This is a genomic window from Streptomyces sp. NBC_00448, from assembly GCF_036014115.1.
Lineage (GTDB): Bacteria > Actinomycetota > Actinomycetes > Streptomycetales > Streptomycetaceae > Actinacidiphila.
Genome location: NZ_CP107913.1, coordinates 4,493,870 through 4,514,496 on the forward strand (window position 1 = coordinate 4,493,870; position 20,627 = coordinate 4,514,496).

Genomic DNA, 20,627 nt, shown 5'->3' on the forward strand with positions numbered 1-20,627 from the left:
GCTCTGCTCGCAATGCCGTGAACGATGATGGATCGGCATGATCTGGCAACGGAGGCGAGCAGAAAATCCCGCGCGATAGCTGTATCGACAAGGGACCTCTGCTCACTTGAGGGAGACCAGTTTTCGAGTCTCCTCGGCGCACCCCCACGACAGCGTGACGCCGGCACCGCCGTGCCCGTAGTTGTGTACGACCACCGTGCCGTCCTCCCGCTGCTCCGCCTCTACGCGGACCACGGCTCGGGTCGGCCGGGCGCCAATTCGGTGTTCCAAGACGCGGGCGTTGCGGAGGCGGGGCTCGATCTCTATGCAGCGGGCGAGGATGCCGGCTGCGGCCTTGTCGTCGGGTTGCAGGCTCCCGTCGCCGTCGATGGCGGTGCCGCCCAGGACCACGGTGTCGCCGTGCGGATAGAGGCACAGCAGATCTGGCGACATACCGGTGTCCTCGGAGAAGAACTCGGTCAGCCCCGGATTGGTGACGACGACGTGCTGACCGCGGATCGGCCGCAGCTCTGGGTCTGCGACCAGGTTGCGGGCGCCGAGGCCCGTGCAGTTGACGATCACTGCGGCGGGGCCGGCGTCCGCGAGCGAGGAGAGGCGTCGCTGTTCCACCGTCCCGCTGGCGGTGCGGAGCCGACGCAGGAGGTAGTCCAGATAGACGGGCATGTCGATGAGCGGCACGGTGAACCGGTACCCCGCGGTGAAACCGCCCGGGAGTGCAGCCGGTTCGCAGGGGCGGAAGCCCGGCAGAGTGGTGGCCCAGTCCGGCGGTGTTACGGCTGTGCGTGATGCCTCGATGCCGCTGGTGAGCCGGACGCCCGTGGCTGCGTCATGCGCCAGCTCTCGGAGAATCTCCAGAGACCGCTGTCCCCAGAGGTCGACCTTCTCTTTCGGCTCGACCAGGTACGGCCCCCACATCGCCCCGGCCGCAAGCGAGGTGACGCCCGGCACGTGCTCGGCAAGCACCGTGACCGAGGCACCGGCCTCGGCGAGAACGACGGCGGTGGTGAGCCCTGCCACCCCGGCACCGACAACGACAAAGCGCTCCCCTGCGGTCATGATCCGACCCTAATGGCCGGGTGGCGCCGAGGGTGCGTAGTGGGCGAGGGCGTCCTCCAGGACCGGCAGGAAGCTGCGCACATGGGGATTGCGCTGCCGGCGCGGCAGGTCGGCGGCGAGTCGGTGGAGCAGGGCCTCGCTCCTTGGTGAACGCACGACGTCGAGGCGGTTGGCTGCGATCTGGCCGACCTCGCAGGCCGCCTGGCGTGACTGTCAGAGTTGACCCAGGCATCCGTCAGGGAAGCGCCCGCACCATCGCGATCAGAACCGGTGAGTCCGGCGACGGCTGGCTTTCGCCGAGATCCCCGTACCCCCAGGATACGTAGAGGTTGTGGACCTTGCCGTCTCCTGCCTGGGGGTTGACCATCAGCGTCGCCTGCGTCTCGCTTCGCGCGGCGAGCAGGCTGTCGTGGATGGCCTTCGACGCGCCGGTCTTGCGCCAGGGGACGCGTACGCCGATCTCCTTGAGCGCCAGCGTCGGAACCGCGGTCACGGAATCGGCGAGGGGCGTGGTGATCCTCTTCCAGTACCGGTCGTCCTGCTCGACGGTGTTGGCGTACGCGTATCCGACGGCTTCGTCGCCGTCGTATCCGATGACCGCCTCCCAGCCCGGCTCGTGGGCGTGGCGGGCGAGGCGTTCGGCGTAGCGCTCCACGGAGTAGTGCGGGTCGTGGAGTTTGTCGGCGCGCACCTCGGCGTAGAGCTCGATCAGCGTGTCCCAGACCGGTTCGATGTCGCGGAAGTGGCGCAGGTCGATGGCCGTTGACGTCACGAGGCGTCCCTTCGCGTCGAGGCGTGGTCGTTCCAGGACTTCGCCGCATCGCTGCGCGGCGCCTGGATGGACAACTTGTTGCCGAACTCTTCGAGCATGCGCGTGACGCGCGGGTGCGTGCTGTGAGTACCGACAGCGGTCGCAACGGCGGCGTCGACATCGCCCTGCCCCAGTTGGGCATGCGCGAGGCGGGCGGTGGCGATGGCGCGGCTGCGTCTCATGTGGGGGCGGAGACGGGCGATACCGCGGTGGGCATGAGCCTCGGCCCGCTCGAAGTCGCCGAGTGCCAGGTACGCGGTGAGAGCGAGGCTCTCGATCTCGGCCTGGTCGTAGAACGCCGTGATCCACGCGGGTCGTTGGGCGTCCGGATCGGCACGGCTGTAGGAAGTCTGCGCCCGGGCGATGGAACGCTCAACGGCCACCGAGTCCCGTGTGAGACCGAGAATCGCCGCGTGCCGCGAGTGCCCGAGGGAGGCGAACATCGGGTCGCGGCGTGCGACGGGAAGCCCTCTGGCCACGTCGTTCGCGGCCAAAGCGTCAATGGGGCGTCCGAGGTGACGGTAGAGAGTGCCCGCGTGGGACCAGATCCGGAACATGATCGTCGCGTCGCCGGACATGGCCGCCAGGGTGGAAGCGCGGTCGAGGTAGCGTTGGGCCTCGTTGAACCGCCGGCCGTCGATCGCCGCCCACATCGCGCTGGAGGTGAAACCCGCCGCGGAGGCGTAGAGCTTGTTCCGCACCCGCTGGCTGGTCGAGCCCCGTTGGAGGAGCGACAGCGCTTCACCGGCCATGGCCGATGCGCGGGTCTCGGTGCTGACCAGGCCGCCGTACCTGTGGTCCTCGGCGATGATCGCCGCGAACTTCGTCTCCAGCCGGGCGACATCGCTGGAACCGACCCTCTTCGGTCCGACAAGTGCGGGAGCTAGTCCGGCAGTTGCTGTGCCGGCGGCCGAGGCCATGAACGTGCGACGCCGCACAGGATCCTCCTGCGGTGCTGCGGAGCGTGGTGGCTTGAACCCTAAGTCCTCGACATGGCAACTGAAAACCGCCTCCAGGGCAGCGCATGTGCGCGCGATCGGGCGAACGGTGCTGCCGCTCAGCAGGTTGCGGACCGTCCGGTCGGACACATCTCCCGGGCGCCCGGTGACCTTCAGGATCACGTCGTTCATCCGGGCCGCGAGTTCTTCCTGCGTCAGGCCCAGATCGGCCATGCGCTTCTTCAGCAAGGCGTTCGCTGCCATGCGCCGAAAGTAACGACACCAATGCGTTCCGCACCAGAGCACGAGTAACGAGGCCGCAAAGTTTTCCGGCCCGGGGCGTGCGGGGGCTGCGCTCTCTTCCTGTCCGCCGTACGCCAGACCGCCGTTCACTGGACAAAGCCGTCGCCGAGACCCCGCGTCGACAGCAAGCACGGCGACCGGTTCGCAATCCTGCGAGAGGTGTGAAGATGGCTCCCGAATCCGGCTACCACAGCAGCCTGGCTCTGGCCTGTGAGCCGGCAGCCGTTCCAGCCGCCCGTAGATACGCCATGGACACCCTCGCGAAGTGGGGAATCCCGGACGACTCCGCTTACGACGCGCTCACGATCGTGACGGAACTGGCGACGAACGCGGTCAGCCATGCCGGGGGTTGGGTCGCACCGAGCGAATCGGAGAAGGGCCGGTCCGGTACGTCCAGGTGCCTTCTGGAATTGTGGACCGTTCCTCGGGGCCTGTGCATCTCGGTCTGGGACGAGAGCAACCAGGCGCCGGTCCTCCGGCTGCCGTCCTACTCGGCGGAGAGCGGCCGCGGGCTCCACGTCGTCGCCGAGCTGTGCCGGAACGCATGGGGGTTCACGTACCCCGACGGTCGCCCCGGAAAGGTCGTCTGGGCGCGGTTGCCTCTGTCGATGCCGCACCCGCTCGCAGGTGAGGAGATCGACGGCGGAGTCCCGACCGAGGAACGACCCGGCGCGTTATCCGCGTCGGCCGCGTTCCGTACCGTGCACGAAGCTCGCACGCGCACACCTCGGACAACGACGAGGAGGATCTGCCCTCCGCAGACTGGCTACAGCAACGACGCGGCCACCATCGCCAGGACGTACACGCTGCTGGCGTTGTCGCAGGCGGACCGCTACCTGGCCGACCTGCCGGTCGACGACACCGACCTCGACACCCTCGAAGCGGTCCTCGCAGAGCCGGAGTTCGGCGTCCTTGACGGCGTGCGCATCCGCGAGCTGGCACCGGGGCTACTCGGCACGCTGCGCCGCCTCGCGTCGCGCGTACCTCCGAGCGCCGGCTTCGTCCCCATCGTGCAGTCGGTGATGGACGACGTACGCCACGACGACCATGCGCCTCCCGACGTGGCCTGCTTGAGGCGATGGGCCCTCGCGGTGCAGGACCTGCTGGAACAGGCAGCGGCACGCTACGAAGCGACCGCCCGCTCGCCATAGGACGACCTCGTCCCTGACTCCCGCTCCGGCCGCGCGGACCGACCACAGCCCGCCCGATCTCCCCTCGCGCGGACTGGCTCGGGCCCGTTTCGCAGCGGCCGGGGCGGGTCCACAACCGTGCCGCTCGTCCCGCGACCCACGACCGCGAGCACGACAACCCATCGAGCCGGACAAGGAGGTGAGAGCAAGTGCCCAAGCGCATCGGACAGCAATACATCTGCGGCCAACGGGCTTTGGTGCCCAACTCGCTGGTGGGCACTGCGCTCACCATGGCCAACGCCAAGTCGTCGAGCAAATACACGGCCGAGGACGTACAGGGCTTTCTCGTCTGCACGATCCGCCACCGGGGTCCGGTCCACTACGGGGTGCTGCTGAACCTCCGCGGCGTGACAGCCGGAACGCTGTGGGCTCTGTGGCGGGACCGCGTGGAGCCGGTGAGTGTCCTCGAACTGCCGGACTGCTCCGCCGTCCACAGCGACGACGATGCCGCATGCAGCGAGTTCGAGGGCCACCCCGGCGGACACAGCTGGGAGTTGAGCGAACTCCCGTCACCACGGCGACCAGCAACTCGGCTACCGCGATGGCCGTGAAACTCCCACGTTCACGGCGTCGTACCGCCCGCCGACCCGCCGCACCACAGCAAGGAGCCGAACCGATGTCCTCGACCGCATCCAGCTCGCGCGGCGGCGGCACCCCGCCGACCGCCTTGCCCGGCAGTTGCCGCCGCCACTGGAGGATCACTACCCGCGACGGCCATACCGTGGCAGGGCCCCTGCCGTCCTGGGCCGGCTGCGATCCCAGCGAGGACGGTGTCCCGCCCGCCGAGCTGCCCGTGCGCCTGTCAGACATCACGCACCACACTGCGTTCCCTGGACAGACCGTAACCGTGTACAGCCCCTCACACGCCAGTGGCCAACCCTGCGACGTCGAGATCCTGCATGGCAGCATCGACTGCGTCCCCTTCGCCGAACAGCCCGCCTCCTGCGTACCCGTGGTCAACCTGCGCCTGACCGACGACTGCTGGATCACCGACCTCACCCCGGACGCCCTCGCCGCTCTGGCCGCACAACTGCGCGCGCAGGCGTACCGGTTGGACCGAGAGATACGGCCCGCACTGATCACCGCCCGCTCGGACTGGGCCGAATGGACCGGCCAGAGTCCCGACGCGACCACCACCGAATCCGAGGTAGGGCCTCTCACCACCGCCGAGGTCGTCCAGTGACCCGGGCAACGCCACGGCAGACCTGCGGAACCGTCACGACGCGAATCGCCGACGGTTCAGCGAATCCGCCTACGCGGGTCGCGCAGGCCGATAGTTTCCCGGCCCACGGCAGCCGCCATTACCTCCCCCTGCGCTTACGAAGGAACGATCGATGAACACCAGCATGACCACCGAGCCGTCCGAGGCAACGCATCTGCGCGACGGCTGCGTGGACCAGTTGAAGGCTGACGGGGTGATCGTGTCGTCCGCCGTCGAGAAGGTGATGCGACGTGTGCCCCGGCACGCGTTCGCGCCCCACGCCTCGCTGGACGACGCGTACTCCCCTTACGCCGCCGTGATCACCAAGACCGGCGAGAACGGGGTGCAGCTGAGTTCGGTCTCCGCACCGCAGATCCAGGCCATGATGCTGGAGCAAGCCCGAGTCAAGGCCGGCGACCGGGTCCTGGAGATCGGCTCCGGCGGCCTGAACGCGGCCTACCTCGCCGAACTCGTAGGCGAGGAAGGGAACGTCACCAGCGTCGACATCGACCCCGAGGTCACCGGCCGCGCCCGCCGGCTCCTCGACACCCACGGCTACACCGAAGTGCGCGTGGTGACCGCCGACGCCTCCCAGCCCATCCCGGCCCTCGGCGAGGTCGACGTCATCATGGTGACCGTCGGCGCCTGGGACATCCCGCCCGCCTGGATCGACCAGCTCAATCCCGACGCGCGACTCGTGGTGCCGCTCCGCATGCGCGGCCTGACCCGTTCCGTCGCCTTCCAGCGGGTCACCGACTCCCACGGCGGCCATCTGGAGAGCACCTCCGCGCTGGTCTGCGGCTTCGTCGCCATGCAGGGCTCCGACCAGCACGACGAGACCCAAGTCCTCGTCAACGGCACCCCCGAGATCGCCCTGCGCTTCGACGACGGAGCCCCCGCCGATCCCCACCTCCTCGACAACGCCGTCCGCACACCGCGCGTCGAACAGTGGACCGGCGTCACCGTCGCGCTCGGCGAACCCTTCTCCGGCCTCCAGATGCACCTGGCCATCGATCTGCCCGGGTTCTGCGTCATGTCCGTCGACCCCCAGCTCGACACCGGGATCGTCTCCCCCCGCCACAAGGGGTTCTCTGCCGCCGCCGTGGACGGCGGCACCTTCGCCTACGTCACCACGCGCCGCACCCCCGACGACGAAGGCGCCGAGTTCGGCGTACACGCCCTCGGTCCGGACGCCCCCACCTTCGCGGACACCGTCGCGGGCAGCGTGCGCGCGTGGGACCGCGAGCACCGCGGCGGCTCGGACCCCCTCATCCGGGTCTACCCGGCCGGCACGCCCGACGAGGCGGTTCCGGGCGACCGCGTCATCGAGAAGCGGCACAGCCGGATCTCCCTCTCCTGGCCCCCGGCGTAGTCGGCGGGGCTCTCTGCGAAGGCCGCCGGGAGCTCCCCGCGATGCCCGACGAGGGCCAGGTCGTCACCGCAACAACCGACAAGGAAGGACGAGAACCATGCCCACTGCCACCCTGCTGCCGACGGCCCCGCCCCTGCTGGACGAGGACGACGACTTCGCGCCGCTGGACGTCACGGTCGTCGTCAGCACGAAGCTCAACGGCACTCTGATGTGCGACACCGGCGACGGCTGCGGAAGCACCTGCTCGAACGGCGCGTCCGCGTGCGACTCCGTCGCGGGGGACCCCGCCTGATCCAGGTCCTCCAGCCGGTGGGTCGGTCGCGCCTCGCGCCCGGCCCACCGGCACCGCCTCCGACTTCAGCGAAGGAGCCCGCATGACCTCCCGGGCGAGCACGTACGCATGGCAAGGTCTCGTTCTCCTGCGCGCCAGCACCCTGCCGGGCGCGGCCGACATCCCCCGCACGCTGGACCTCGACGACCCGGTAAGCACTCGCCACTGGTTACAGCGCGTCTGGCGGCGTCCCGAGGCCCACCAGGCGCTGAGCCTGGCATCCCCGGGGCTGAGCACCGCGGTTCACACGCTGCTCGCCGACCCGAACCGCAGCGCGAGGGACGTCCGGCGGACCGCCTTGTCCACCGTTGCCTACCTCCTGCGCTGGCAGCACCGGGCCACACCCCTCGGCCTGTTCTCCGGCGTCGCCCCGGCCACGGTCGGCCCACAAGCCGGCGCACAGTGGCAGGACAAACACCCGGTGACGGTCCGGGCCGACGGCGAGTGGATCACCGCCGTGATCAAGCACCTTCACCGCAGTCCTTGCCTCTTGCAGCGTCTTCCGCTGCTCGCCAACGACGCGGCCCGCGTGCGAGGGGACCGTCTCGTCGCCCCGGGGCCGCCCTCGCTCGCCTTCGACCACACGCTCGGTCCGATCGAGATATCCACCCGGAACCGGCCGCCGGTTGCCGCCGCGATGGAAGCCGCCCGCACCCCGATCCCCTACCCCGACCTGCACGCACGCCTGCGCACCCAGTTCCCGAAGGCACGGAGCGAGCAGATCCACACCCTGCTCGCCGAACTGGTCGACCAGCAGTTCCTGTTCACCTTGCTGCCAGCGCCGATGACCACGACCGACGCCCTCGACCACCTGTGCCGAGCGCTGGACGCCGTGCACGCCGACGAAGTGCTCGACGTCCAGGAGACCGTCCGAGCCCTGCACGCGATCCGGGAGGACCTGTCCGGGCGCCGGACGACCCTCGCCACGGACGGCCTGGACGCCATCGCCTCCCGCATGACGGCCGTCACCGACGTCACGGACCGGCCCCTGCACGTCGACACGGCCCTCGACTGCGATGTGCAGATCCCACCCGCTGTGATCGACGAAGTCACGGCAGCCGTCACCGCCACTTACCGGACCACCCCGCAGCCTTACGGGCGCTGGGCCTGGCTCAACTACCACAACCGCTTCCGCGACCGGTACGGCCCGGGCGCCGTCGTGCCGGTGACGGACCTGGTAGCGGACAGCGGACTCGGCCTGCCGACCGGCTACGACGGTGTGACACGTGAGAGCGTCCCGAAGGCTCACACCGCACGCGACGACGTGCTGCTCGCCCTGGTGCAGCGCGCGTTCATGGAGGGTCGGAACGAACTGCTGCTCACCAAGGAGACCGTCGCCACGCTGGAGGCCGCAGCCGGGAGCGACGAGCGGATACCGGCTCCTCGCGTAGAAGCCGGCTTCGAGATCCACGCCCGCAGCGGTGCTGCCCTCGCACGCGGCGACTTCCGGGCGGTGCTCACCGCGATGCCGCGGCCGGCCAGCAGCCTGGCAGGGCGATTCGCCCACGCCCTGCCACCTGACGAACGAGCGGCACTCGCCGCCACCTACGCGGGAACCCCGGAAGCGCTCGACGCGCAACTGGTGTTCACACCCCGGCGGGCCCGCAACACGAACGTGGCCCGCACCCCGCTCCTCCTGCCCCGCGTACTGGAGATCTCCGGCTGGAAGCACGCTGACGGCGGCTCCGGCGTTCCCGGCGAATCGGTCCTCCCCCTCACGGAGATCGGCGTGACAGCCGATGCCCGTACCCTCCGGCTGGTCCACCTCCCCACCGGCCGAACGATCCACCTCCAGGTCGTACACGCCCTCGAGGCCCGCCTCCAGACCCCCGTACTGGCCCGCTTCCTCGCCGAGATCGGCACGGCCCGCAGCGCCGTCTACGGACTCTTCGACTTCGGCGCAGCCTCGCGGTTGCCCTACCTGCCCCGCGTCCGCCACGGCCGCACCGTCCTGCGCCCGGCCCGCTGGCTCCTCAAGACCACCGACCTCCCCGGTCGCCGAGCCACTGGCGCGCAGTGGGACACGGCCTTCGACTCGTGGCGGGCGCGGATGGCTGTCCCGAACCAGGTCTCCGTCGTCGACTACGACCAGGTGCTTCCCGTCGACCTGACCCACCCCGTGCACCGCCAACTCGTCCGCACCCAGCTCGGCGACGGCCACGAGCTGGAGCTGCGGGAGACCCCTGACGGCGACGCCGCCGACGGATGGACCGGCCGTGCCACCGAGTTCTGGATCTCCCTCGCCCTGCCCCAGGCCCTGGCTCCCCGTCTGCCCGCCCCCGTGCGCACCGTCTCCTCCAGCGAACGCCAACTGCCCGGCGGGGACGTGCTCCACGCCCGTATCCACGCCGATCCCCTCCGCTTCGGGGACATCCTCACCCGCCACCTTCCACGCCTTCTCACCACGCTCGACGAGCGTGCCCCTACGTGGTGGTTCAGCCGCCGCCGGGAACTCTCCCGCGCCGACGCCGACCAGCAGCTCACCCTCACCATGCGCCCGCGGCCCGGCGCCCACGGTCAGGTCCTGGAAGCCTTCAACGCCTGGGCCGCAGAGCTGTTCCGCCTCGGCCTGTCGTCGGGCTTCGCCCTCGTCCCCTACCAGCCCCAGACCGGGCGATGGGGCTACGACGAGGCGATGAATGCCGCGCAACGGCTGTTTACCGAAGACTCCACCGCCGTCCTCGCGCAACTCGCCTTCACTGACCGCAACCGCCTGGCACCGCAGGCCCTCGCCGCAGCGGGCGCCCTCCACCTCGCCAGTCGGCTCGCCCCCTGCCCGGACGACGGCTTCCAGCGCCTCGTGGACACCCTGCCCCGAGCCGTCGGCCCGCTCGACCGGAATTTACGCGACCAGGCCCTGCACCTGGCCGACTCCTACGCTGCGGGGAACCTCGACGACCTCCCCTGCGGGTCGCAGGTCGTCGCCGCCTGGCAGTCACGTGCCCACGCCGCCGAGGCCTACCGCGATGCCCTGGCCGCACAACGGGACCCGTTCACCGCCGCGCGATCCCTGATCCACCAGCACCACCTACGGGCCCTGAATACCGACCCCATGAGCGAAGCGGTCACCGTCCGGCTGGTGCGGGCGGCGGCTCTACGCAACTTGAGGGTGACACGATGACGGCTCCCGTCTCCGCCTCCGTCCTGCTACGTCAGTTCACCGCCCTGGTAGACGAGAAGGGACCGCATCCGCCCGAACCCTCCGACGCGGGCCAGTCCCTGGCGGTCGGCGCCGCCGGAACGGCTCTGTTGTTCGTCGAAGGGGCCTGGCACGGCCAACCGTGGGGCCCAGCCCATCGCTTGATCACCGAAGCCGCAGCCGGAGCAATCAACGCAGGCGACACCGGCGGCCTGTTCCTCGGTGCCACGGCCATCGCCTTCCTCCTGAGCACCACCCCACCCGACAGAGACCACCTCTACGCCGACGCCCGCGCCGTCCTCCACCGGCAGGTCACGGCTCTCGCACACCGTCGCTCCGATGTGGCCCACCTACGGCTTCGGGCCGGTGGTCCCCTGTCCTTCGCCGACTACGACCTCTTCTACGGCCTCACCGGCATCGGCGCCTACCTCCTGCAGACCGACCCGGGCAGCAGCGCGCTCGGCCGCGTACTGGAGTACCTCGTTGCTCTCACCCGCCCCCGAAGCCTCAACGGCTCCGATCTGCCCGGCTGGTGGGTCCACCACGACCCCCGCCGTGCCCAAAGCGACCGCTTCCCCGGAGGCCACACCAACCTCGGCACTGCCCACGGCATCGCCGGCCCGCTACTCCTCCTGGCGAAGGCCCTCCGCGCCGGTATCCAGGTCGACGGCCACTGTGCCGCGATACGCACCATCTGCGACTTCCTCGACACTTGGCGCCAGGACACCCCCAAGGGCCCTTGGTGGCCCAACTACCTTTCACATGAGGACCTGCAGCGCCGTCACCCCAGACAGGACATTCCCGGGAAGCCGAGCTGGTGCTACGGCACTACCGGCATCGCCCGCTCCGGCCAACTCGCCGGGATCGCCCTCGGGGACACCAACCTCCAAGCCCTCTACGAGGACGCCCTGTACCGGGCGCTGACCGACCGGGCACAGTTCCGAGCCGTCGTTGACGTGGGCCTCTGCCACGGCTGGGCGGGCATCTACCAAACCGTCGTACGCGCCGCCGCCGACTCCAACGATCCCCGCCTACCTCACCTGCGCCACCAGCTCGCCAAAGCCCTCATCACCCATGCTCGCCCGAACACCGCCAAGGGCAGAGGGCTTCTGGACGGCGCTGCAGGCACGGCCCTTGCCCTCTCGACCCTCGCCCACAGCAAGCCCCCGGACAACGGATGGGACGCATGCCTGCTGATCGACTGAGCGCCGCAGCCACGAGCGACATCGAAGGAGCCGTCCGCGAAGTCCTTGCCGGAAACGCGGTGGACGAGGTCGCCCTGCACCACAGCCTCACGCCCGACCATCTCTGCGACGCCGTATCCCTCTTCACGGCAGCCGGCCGCGAAGCCCTGGTGCAGCACGCTGCCGTGGGCAAGTGGTGGCAGATCAACCTCGCCTTCACCGACCCCTCTACCGGCGACCGCGCCTTCGCCGCCCATCTACTCCCCCTACTGCGAGCGACCGACGTCGACAGCTGGTGGTTCATGCGCAAACACCCCGGCTACCGCGTGCGTGTCCTGGCCAGCCCCTCAGCGAAAGCCACGGCGAAGGCTGCCCTGGACCAACTCGTCGCCGAAGGAGACATCCAGGAGTGGCAGACCATCATCTACGAGCCCGAAACCGTCGCCTTCGGCGGCGAGACGAGCATGCAGATCGCCCACGACCTTTTCGCGGCCGACAGCCTCCACATCCAGCAGCTCGCCGCCCAAGACATCCGCCTGCCCATCGGACTCCGCGAGCTGTCCATCCTCCTCTGCACAACCATGATGCGCATCGCCGGCCTGGAGTGGTATGAGACCGGCGACGTTTGGAGCCGCATCATCGCCGCCGAACACCGCTCCGCCCTCACCGGCCTGGACCCGGCCGTCCTGACCGATCGAGCCCAGCAGATCCGCGCACTACTTCTGGCCGACACCAGCGCCCTCTTCGCAAGCAGTGGCCCGCTCGGCCAGTTCGAAAACTGGGCGGCGGCCTTCCAAAGTGCTGGCCGCAGCCTGCGTCAGGCCGCCAACCACGGAACACTCGGCCGCGGCCTCCGCCACGTCCTCAGCCTCCACGTGATCTTCCACTGGAACCGCCTCGGCCTCCCCCTCCGTGCACAGAGCCACCTCGCCTCAGCAGCCCGAAGCGCAATCTTCGAGGGGGATTAGGCGACGGCACCTCTGGCCGAAGACAGCGGCCCGTTCCCACCGCCGGACCGGGTACCGCGCGGCCTGCCACCGCTCCCGTAATTCCCGCTCCTTGCGCCGCTCCGCAGATCTGCCCGCCTCCGCAACCCCACCCCCCTTTCACATGGAGCAATGATCATAGGAATTGCGCGATGAGGGCGGCAGCCTGCGTCGTCCGCCGAGCCCTCGACTCGGCGGACGGCTGCCCCGGCGAGCTTCCCGCTACAGGCCATTGAGAACGTTGCGGCAGGCGCGGCAGTACATTGCGGCGAACCGTCCGTACCTGTGCATGAGCTGGCCGCACCCCGAGCACGGCCCGAGCTCATACGGCGGGCACCCCAGGGCCGCGGAGGCGGCGGCCCGCTCAACATCGGTGATGCGCAGGGGGTCTCGGGGCGGCTGGATGGGCATACAGGGAAGGGTGAAGCCGCCCGTCGGCTGACCGAGATCGCGGACCGGCCGAGCATCGCCAGCGAACCACCCCTCTTCCCGGCCCTGCAAGTGCAGTCGATCTCCTGCTCGGCGAAAGTGATCCGATCGTCGTCTTCCTGGGCAGGTGCCTCGGGCAGCGATGTCTTCTCCCCGACCAACTCCTCCCAGCTATCTCGATCGTCGGCCGACACCCACATGTGGCGGCCCGCACGGCCGCCGCTGCGGTTCGGCACGTAGACCGGAACGCTCTCGCCTGTGGCGCTCCGCAGAACCAGATCCTCCAAGTGCACCGGCTTCTTCTCCGGCAGGCACAGCGCCGGCACGAACCAGTCTGCGTGGATGGCCCCGCAGTGTCCGGCCCCCTCGCTGACGAGGCAGTGACGTTCGCTGCTGGGCACGCACCTCCAGACCTCAAGGTGCCGGTATCCACCGCGGATCAGAATCTCCTTGCCGTCGGCGATATCCCTCCAGGGCATGTCATCGACACGAACCCACGGCGCCCTGTCGATCAGGGCAGCGGTGCGGTCCTTTGCCACCCACAGCGGCGTGATGCCCTGGTCCACTGCGTTGACCGACCGCCTGTGCACGCTGCTCGGGCTGAGGTGGTGGTACTGGATCTCCCACCCGATCCGCAGACCGTCGGGCCCCGTGACGACGGCATCCGAGACGCTCCTCCGGTTCGCGGTGGCCACCTCTGCCTCGGCCTCCAGGCCATACCTGGTGGCGGTGTCGACGACCCGCTCTTTCGTGGCCTTGTGCTGCGCGCTCTCCGCCGGGGTCGCCTTGTGGGTCACCGGTAGATGCGAAGCAACCAAAGGACGATTGCCGCCGACCCGACCGCGGCGGATGAACATCCAGGGCGACTTGCCGCCCGATTCCGAAAGGCATCGTTCCCCGCGGTGATGTGCGAGGCATTCCAGTAGTCGCGGGTCGCGTTCTGTGACGCTCGCGGTGATCTCACGGAGGAGATCCGGCCGCCCCCGGTGACCGAGGTCGGGCAGCGATAAGTTGATCTCTATACCATACCGGGTGTGCCACACGCCGTTAGCCATGCATCAAGGATAAGAGCGAGGACTGACAGAGGGAGGAGCCAGTGCGCCACCGTCGGCCGCATATGCCTCGGGTCCGAGCCCACATGCTCCGCCTTACGAAAGCGCACAACGCCGTTAGTGGACCTCCTCATAAAGGATCCCTTCGACCTCACGCAACTCCCGTTCAACAGCCTCGGTGAGGCTCGGGTTGTCGATGAGAATGCCGAACTCGACGTTGTTGTTCTCAGCGCTCCAGGAGAAGTTTGCGCTGGTGACCAGCAGGAGACGATGGTCGATCGCCAAGAACTTGGCGTGGTTGCGGACGTAGCCGCCGTCGAACTCCTTCGTCCGCCACACCTCGGCCGGAGCAAGGTGCGCGGCCACCTCGGAGGTGGACGGGGACCAGTGGTGGCTGTTGTTGTCGGCTGCGCGTGCGTCGAGGTAGACGCGGACGGCGACGGAATCGCGCTGGGACGCCGATCGGAGGGAGGTCCAGAGAGTCGAGCTGCGCTGGAAGTTGAAGGTGGAGCAGGTGATCGCGTGGCGAGCGCTGTCCACTATGCGGGGTACGGACGTGGTGAGCGGGCCGCTCTGGGCGAGATGGCCCGGCATCGTCCAAAGGGGGGACAGCGTGCTGGGGAGTGCCCGTGCGCCCTCGATCGCGCGCAGGACGAGCACGTGCTGGCCCCTCGCCGTGGAGCCGTGCCCCATGGCCTCCAGGAGTTGTCGAGCCTCTGCCCTGCGACCGGAGGCAACGACCTTGAGGGCCGTGGTCAAGGTGTCGCCGTCTGCCAGGCGATCGGCGACGTCCTTGGCCTCGGTGCCGGTGAGGAGCCGGCCGAGTAGCCGCGGCGCGTTCGCGGCGGTCGAAGGTCCGCTCATTCAGCGGCCTGGAAGAAGCCGAGGGTGCTGCCGGGCAGGTCCAGGAGGAAGCGGCGGTCGAGGAAGCGGTTGGCGCGTTCGCAGGAGGTCTCCGATGCCATGACGCAGCAGTGGCAGGCGGCGCCGTGCAGGAAATCCTCGGGGTCCTGCGGGGCGCGCTTGGCGCAGATCGGGTCGGACGAGCAACGCGCGGCCTTGCGGAGCGCATTGGCGACGACGCCCTCCAGGCGCTGCGGTTCGCTGAGCTGGACGAGGCCGCCGAGGGTGCCGTCGCTGTCGGAGGCCGTGGTGCAGATGAGCAGGCCGGCGGCGGGGGGGCGGTCCCCGTCGGCAGGCCAGGCGTAGAGCCGTTCGCTGAGGCTTGCGGCCGAATAGCCGCAGGTCAGAGCGAGTTCGCGGATGAGGACGTGGGCAAGGGTGTGCACGAGCCAGTAACGCGGTGGCTTGAGGCGGCTGCTGGGCTTGATCTTGCCCGCGGTCTCGGAGAAGCGGCGCTCGAAGTTCCTGTCGTGCGCTTCGCGGTGCATCGTCCACAGGGCGTTGTTCTCGACGCGCTTCTCCCAGGCCGCGACCGCGCCCTCGTCGAGCTGGAGGAAGATCCCCTCGCCCCGGTCCTCGGTGGCCACGGTCCAGGCCGGCCTGGGTGTGCGGGTGAGCGGCACCAGGCGGCGCGGCAGGTCACCGGCGCGCTCCATGTCGTCGATACGCGTGAAGCCGACGAGGGCGTTGACCTTGCGGAGGCGCTCGACCGCGAGTACACGGGTGATCTCCGCCGGCAGGGACTCACCCCGCGCCCGGGTGGCGAGGGCGAGGCCGCTTGTGGGGTCCTCCACTCCGAGGCCGATGATGTCACGTAGCAGGTAGTTCCATTCGGGGACGAGGAGGTCCACTGGGTCCCAGTCCCGAAGCCTCCGCTCCTGCTCCTCCGGGGTGTCGGTGGGCGCTGAGGCCGCCTGGAGGACCTGCTCCAGGTCGTGGTCGGTCAAACCGGTGACATCGACGCCGCCGGGCATCCCGAGCAGGTCCCTGACCATGTCCAGGCTGTTCCGGTACTTCGCGAGCTTGTCCCCGAGGGACGTCCGGACCCGGTCGGCCAGGTCGCTCTCCTTCTCCTCCTTCGACTCCGGCATCACGATGATCGAGTGCGTGGCCGGGAACCACAGGTTGGAGGCGCCGACGAGCATCAGCCTGGTCTCGTTCCCGCAGCCCTTGGGCTCGAAGGCGTCCAGGTGCGGATGGCGGCCGCGGCAGCGGGGGAGCTTCGCCCTTCCGGCCTCGCCCTGGGCCTCGTTCATCGGCCGCCGCATGTCACACGAAGCGCAGCGGATCAGGGCTGAGGCGCCCTTGCCGGCGGTCCGGTCGACCATCTTCAGGGCGGGCAGTTCCGCCTGCGCGCAGGGCTGCCCGTGGTGCACCCACAGGTCGTAGGGGAACTCGTCCAGGTGCCCGTCGACGCAGGCCAGCAGATACCGTGCCGGGATGGCGGTACGCCGCATGGGTTTGCGCCCGCCGGCGCCTGCGCGGCCCGTGCATTTGGCGTGCTCGAAGACGGCTAGGTCGGTTCGGAACGGGTGTGTATTGCGGTAGTCGAACTGCGTGACCAGTCCGAGCATGTCGCAGCCTGTGCACCGCAACCACTGCGGGAAGACCCGCGCGGGGACTCCCAGGTCGTTGCCTTCCGTGGAGCGGCTGTGTTTCTTCGGCTGCCAGGGATACGGCCGCAACTGCACGTCCGGCGACCGCAGCATCAGTCGCACCACGTCGCGCAGGCGCGGGGCGTGGATCTGTGGCGGCGCGGACTCGCGGCGGCTCCAGATGCGGTCCCACTCGTCGAGGCCGGTGGGCATGATCGTGAACTGCGGAAGGTCCATGATCGCGCCGGGGCCGTAGGTGTAGAGGAGAGACGAGGGGCGGGCCGAGCCGACCTTGGCACGGTTGTGCTTGGTCGCCTTCTCCGCTTCCTCTTCCAGATCGCCCAGCGGATCGACGGCGTGGGCGACGTCGTAGACATAACGCGTCTCGTCGCTCACGAGTCGTCCTCCTGCATCGTCCACTGGGGGGCGTTATCGGGTGCTCGGTACACCAGTCGTTCCTTGATCGGGCTTACGAGGAGATTGATCTCCGGTTGCACCTCGCGCATCGAGTTCGCCACGACGAAGGGTGGGGCGTCGCGTGTGACGATGCCCGCTTTGGCATTCTCCGCGCTCATCATCAGCGCGTCGTGCAGGCCGTCGTCAAGCACCCTCTCGTAGACCAGTGCCTTGCGGTCCTCCATCAGTTGCTTGCGCCGCTTGACCCACTGGTCGAGCCGGTTCTCCAGCCGCAGGCGGGCCCGGTTTGCCGCGTCTTCTCCGCCTGCTGAGTGTGTCCGCCGTACGAGAGCCTCGATGAGCTCGCCGGCGAAGTGCTGCTCGGCCTCGATCCACCCCGCCCCGTTCTCCGGGGAGAGCCCCCGGCCGGCCTTCGTCGCCTGGAGGACTCGCGCGGCGCTTACCAGCACGCCGTCCAGGCCACGCTCCAGTGAGGTCACCGAGAACGGCGTCACGGAGAGTGCTTCGACCTGGGCGTAGAAGGTCTCGTGGTAGTGGCGGAACTGCTCGAAGTGCGCGAGGTCCCTGGGCCGCGCCCAGTTCCCGAGGGCGAGGACCAGCCCAGGCTTGTCCGCAAGGCGGCCGACGCGGGAGGAAGCCTGGATGTACTCCGCGGTGTTCTTCGGCTGCCCCACGACGAGCATCAGCCCGAGACGGGTCACGTCCACGCCGACCTGGAGCATGGAGGTGGCGAGGACCACGTCGTACGGATTGGTCTCCCGCGTCGGCTCCGGCTTCTTCGCCTCCCGCAGGGCTCGCCGGTTCCGCCTGCCCGCTGTGGAGTCGAAGCCCGGGTCGAAGGGAAGCGCCATCTGGTCCAGGGTCGCGGTGATGTCCGCGCTGGCCACCCGCGAGGTCAGTTCGGCGACGTGCAGCGACCCGTAGTCGGTGCCCGTGCGGCGCGGGAGCCTCGACCAGGGGCGGCCCTTGGTCAACGCGGTCTGGATGTCGTCGCTCATGTACCGGGCCATGCCGGCGAGCTCACGTGTGGCGGAGAAGTACCCGACCAGGGTCATGTACGGGTCGGCGGCGCTTCCGCACCGGTCGAGTAGCAACTGCCCACTGGCCATGAGTACTTCAGCCACCCGGATCTCCGCCGTGGTCAGGCGCACCCCTGTCGTGCTGACACCGATGTAGCGACGGCCCGGATGCGCTTCGGAGACCGGGATCTCCTTGGAGAAGAAGGTGCTGCCCGCGTCCAGGACCTGCGGCGGGAAGATCCTGACGTCCCGGCCGTAGAGCGCCTTCACCTGCTCCGACGCGTTGCGGGCGGTGGCTGTAGACGCGACCAGCAGCGGGCGCACCGGCCGCCCGTCCTTCGTCTTCCAGTCGGTCATCACGTCGATGGCCACCTCGAACAGGCCCACGGTCGTGCCGAGCGCCCCGGTGATCAGGTGCAGCTCGTCCTGGATGACCAGGTCCGGGGGCCGCAGCCGCATAGCCGGGTGGACGGGGGCCGCCGGCCAGCCGTCCTTCTTCGGGTGCTTGTTGCCGTCCTTGATGTCGCAGTGCTGGTAGTCGGGGTGGACGAACCCGTGCCGGTCACAGCGCCGCGAGACATGCCCGAAGAGCGAAGCTGCCTCACCCTCGCGTGCGAGGCGGGCGAACTTGTCCACGGTGGCGATGACGAACGCCGGTGCGAGCCGGTAGATCTCCTCGTCCACGGTGAGTACGGGCAGCCCGTCCGGTACCTCGCCGCCGTCGGCGAACGGGCAGTCGGCGAGCTCGTCCCCGCAGTACACGTAGACCCTGCGGTAGGTCGGCTCGGTACGCACGTCGCGGGCCTCGACACGGGTGCCGCACCAGGGGCAGCGCTGGATCTGGAGCACGGTGAGCCGGTAGCCGCGGCCACCGTGGACCTTCTGCAGCTGCTCGGCGGCCTCCTCGTACCGCTTCGGGCTCACATCCGTCCCGACCCACAGCCCGATTCGGAAGGGCTCCTCCCCCCACGTGGCCTCGTCTTCGCGTCGCGCCAGCTCCGCCGCGCAGACCAGGGTGGTGGCGCGCTGGAACTGCTGGGCGGTGAGGAGCCGGAGCGTGTACCGCATGAGGACGGCGACACCGGAACGCCCGTCCAGCGGCCCGGCGAAGGCGTCCACGACGCCCTGGCGGCGGCGGATCGCAAACGTGTAGGCGGCAAGGCCCAGGTACGCCTCGGTCTTGCCACCGCCGGTCGGGAAGAACAGCAGCTGCGCCGTGGCGAGGTCCGCGGAACGCCGCTCAGCGGCCGGGTCGGACAGCAGCGGCAACTGCATGAGCACGAAGGCGAGCTGGAAGGTACGCCACGAATGCGCCAGCGCACCCTTCTCCGCGAGGATCGCGTCGCGGGCGTCGTCGATACTCTCCTCCGGCCGGCCCGCCCTCCGCTCCGCGACCTGTGACTGCACACGCTGGTCAGCCATCACCCGGTTCATGAACCGGAAGCAGCGCAACGCCTCCTCGTCGGCGAGGAGATGGGCCAGGCCGGCTTCGAGCTGCTGCTGCACGCTTCGCGCGTCGCCCACCGCCTCCATGGCCTCGGACCGCAGATGTTCCGGAAGGGCGCCGGCCCGCTGCTCCTCGCCGTCGAGCCAGGCCGCGTATCCGGTGACGATCGGTTCAAGGCCACTGCGCAGCTCTCCGATCGAGGCGGTCTGCAGTGCGCGCATGTCCAGTAGGGCGGCGCCGATCTCCTCGGCGGCCGTCTGCGGCGTCTCGCTGACCGGGAGCCATATCGTCCACACCTCGGTGGCCCGCCGTGCGCCCTCGGCTACCGCCCAGTCCACCGAGCATGTACGCCCGTGCGCGAACTCCAGGCGGTCGCGGTACTGGAGCCGTAGCCGGCGCAGTTCGTCATCCGGCTCCCAGCGGGTGTCCAGCAGCGCGTCATTGACGGGCAGGAACACCTCCGCGCCGGCGGCCGAGATGGTGAGCTTGGTCTGGTAGAGCCACGCCTCCACCGGGATCTTCCGCGGGGTCTCCCGGTCGTTGCAGAGCGCCACCTCGATGAGGCGGCAGCCGCGCTCGGGGTCGTCATAACGGTCCACCCGCAGCAGGACCTTGTCGTGGAGCACGATCTCGGTCGTGCAGGACGTGGCCAGGTCGGCAGGCCTGATGGTCTTGATGACGGCGTGCGGAACACGCTGGTAGCGTCGCTGGGCCGGGGGTGGCGCCGCGCTCTCGTCCGCTGCCTGGCCTTCGCCGTGCTTCTCCCTGATGGACTCGTACGTGCCCCACGTGGCGGTCACGGTGAACTCGTCCAGGTCGTCGGGGATTTGGCAGCGCAGCCCCATCGACGCCGGGATCATCAGCCCGCGCTTCTGCGGCTGGTCCTCGACTGCGTCCTCATCCGAGCTGGCGCTGCTGTCGTCGACGGCGGTGAGCGGCACGCCCCGGCTCTCCGCGGCATCCACGGCGTCGCCCACGTCGGTGGCCGCGTCGTCCGAGCCTGCCTCGCCGGGATCGTCGTGCCCGGCGGTCAGCCGTACGGGCGCGATCCTGCCGACTAGGTAAGCCGCATCGGGGACGCCTTCGAGGATCTCCTCCGGCCCGTTAGCCGGGCCGAGAAGCTCGCGCTCCAGGATGTCAACGAGGTTCTCGCGAGCAGTCCAGGAACGCCCGTCCGGTTCGACGGCAAGCCGGTAGGCCGGCGCCTCGGCTGCGCCGCCGGTCTGGGCGCCATCGCGCCGGGGGGTGGTCACG

The 20,627-nt window shown here is 69.5% G+C and carries 15 protein-coding genes; 8 read left to right on the forward strand and 7 right to left on the reverse strand.

The genetic code is table 11. The features are described from left to right. Window positions 1–102: 102 nt before the first annotated feature. From OG370_RS19005 to OG370_RS19020, 4 genes are all read right to left on the reverse strand, one after another. Complete coding sequence (locus tag OG370_RS19005) at window positions 103–1,056, reverse strand: FAD-dependent oxidoreductase (RefSeq protein ID WP_328465838.1); 954 nt, start codon at window positions 1,054–1,056, stop codon at window positions 103–105. Between the two features lie 9 nt (window positions 1,057–1,065). Beyond that, on the reverse strand, window positions 1,066–1,212 hold the full coding sequence (locus OG370_RS19010) for a hypothetical protein (RefSeq protein WP_328465840.1): 147 nt from the start codon (window positions 1,210–1,212) through the stop codon (window positions 1,066–1,068). A gap of 79 nt (window positions 1,213–1,291) precedes the next feature. Continuing rightward, window positions 1,292–1,828, reverse strand: coding sequence for a GNAT family N-acetyltransferase (locus OG370_RS19015; RefSeq protein WP_328465842.1), 537 nt, complete (start codon window positions 1,826–1,828; stop codon window positions 1,292–1,294). Then, entirely contained in the window at window positions 1,825–3,069 is a 1,245-nt protein-coding gene (locus OG370_RS19020) for a helix-turn-helix domain-containing protein (RefSeq protein WP_328465844.1), read from the reverse strand. The genes OG370_RS19015 and OG370_RS19020 overlap by 4 nt, the downstream gene beginning before the upstream one ends. A gap of 206 nt (window positions 3,070–3,275) precedes the next feature. Here OG370_RS19020 and OG370_RS19025 point away from each other — a divergent pair, with 206 nt between their 5' ends. From OG370_RS19025 to OG370_RS19060, 8 genes are all read left to right on the forward strand, one after another. Further along, window positions 3,276–4,259 (forward strand): ATP-binding protein, encoded by a 984-nt coding sequence (locus OG370_RS19025; RefSeq protein ID WP_328465846.1) that lies wholly within the window; start codon window positions 3,276–3,278, stop codon window positions 4,257–4,259. A 188-nt stretch (window positions 4,260–4,447) separates the two neighbouring features. Beyond that, window positions 4,448–4,849, forward strand: a complete 402-nt coding sequence (locus tag OG370_RS19030) for a hypothetical protein (RefSeq protein ID WP_328465848.1) — start codon at window positions 4,448–4,450, stop codon at window positions 4,847–4,849. Between the two features lie 65 nt (window positions 4,850–4,914). Next, window positions 4,915–5,481 carry a DUF6907 domain-containing protein gene (locus OG370_RS41510; protein ID WP_443060703.1) on the forward strand — a complete coding sequence of 189 codons (567 nt, stop codon included), beginning with the start codon at window positions 4,915–4,917 and terminating at the stop codon, window positions 5,479–5,481. 151 nt (window positions 5,482–5,632) lie between these two features. Then, a complete protein-coding gene (gene fxlM, locus OG370_RS19040) occupies window positions 5,633–6,871 on the forward strand; it encodes a methyltransferase, FxLD system (RefSeq protein ID WP_328465852.1) in 1,239 nt (412 codons plus the stop codon). 97 nt (window positions 6,872–6,968) lie between these two features. Further along, complete coding sequence (locus tag OG370_RS19045) at window positions 6,969–7,163, forward strand: FxLD family lanthipeptide (protein ID WP_328465854.1); 195 nt, start codon at window positions 6,969–6,971, stop codon at window positions 7,161–7,163. An 82-nt stretch (window positions 7,164–7,245) separates the two neighbouring features. Next, on the forward strand, window positions 7,246–10,323 hold the full coding sequence (locus OG370_RS19050) for a lantibiotic dehydratase (RefSeq protein WP_328465856.1): 3,078 nt from the start codon (window positions 7,246–7,248) through the stop codon (window positions 10,321–10,323). Continuing rightward, window positions 10,320–11,546, forward strand: a complete 1,227-nt coding sequence (locus tag OG370_RS19055; protein WP_328465858.1) for a lanthionine synthetase C family protein — start codon at window positions 10,320–10,322, stop codon at window positions 11,544–11,546. Before OG370_RS19050 ends, OG370_RS19055 begins: the two co-directional genes overlap by 4 nt. Beyond that, window positions 11,528–12,493 (forward strand): thiopeptide-type bacteriocin biosynthesis protein, encoded by a 966-nt coding sequence (locus tag OG370_RS19060; protein WP_328465860.1) that lies wholly within the window; start codon window positions 11,528–11,530, stop codon window positions 12,491–12,493. The genes OG370_RS19055 and OG370_RS19060 overlap by 19 nt, the downstream gene beginning before the upstream one ends. Before the next feature lie 1,616 nt (window positions 12,494–14,109). Here the strand turns inward: OG370_RS19060 and drmC are convergent. Genes drmC through drmA form a run of 3 tightly spaced genes read right to left on the reverse strand, consistent with a single transcriptional unit; the run spans window position 14,110 to window position 20,626 of the window. Then, complete coding sequence (drmC, locus tag OG370_RS19065) at window positions 14,110–14,856, reverse strand: DISARM system phospholipase D-like protein DrmC (protein ID WP_328465862.1); 747 nt, start codon at window positions 14,854–14,856, stop codon at window positions 14,110–14,112. Then, window positions 14,853–16,886, reverse strand: a complete 2,034-nt coding sequence (locus OG370_RS19070) for a DUF1998 domain-containing protein (protein WP_328465864.1) — start codon at window positions 16,884–16,886, stop codon at window positions 14,853–14,855. Before OG370_RS19070 ends, drmC begins: the two co-directional genes overlap by 4 nt. Continuing rightward, window positions 16,883–20,626 carry a DISARM system helicase DrmA gene (drmA, locus tag OG370_RS19075; protein WP_328465866.1) on the reverse strand — a complete coding sequence of 1,248 codons (3,744 nt, stop codon included), beginning with the start codon at window positions 20,624–20,626 and terminating at the stop codon, window positions 16,883–16,885. Before drmA ends, OG370_RS19070 begins: the two co-directional genes overlap by 4 nt. Window position 20,627 lies beyond the last annotated feature (1 nt).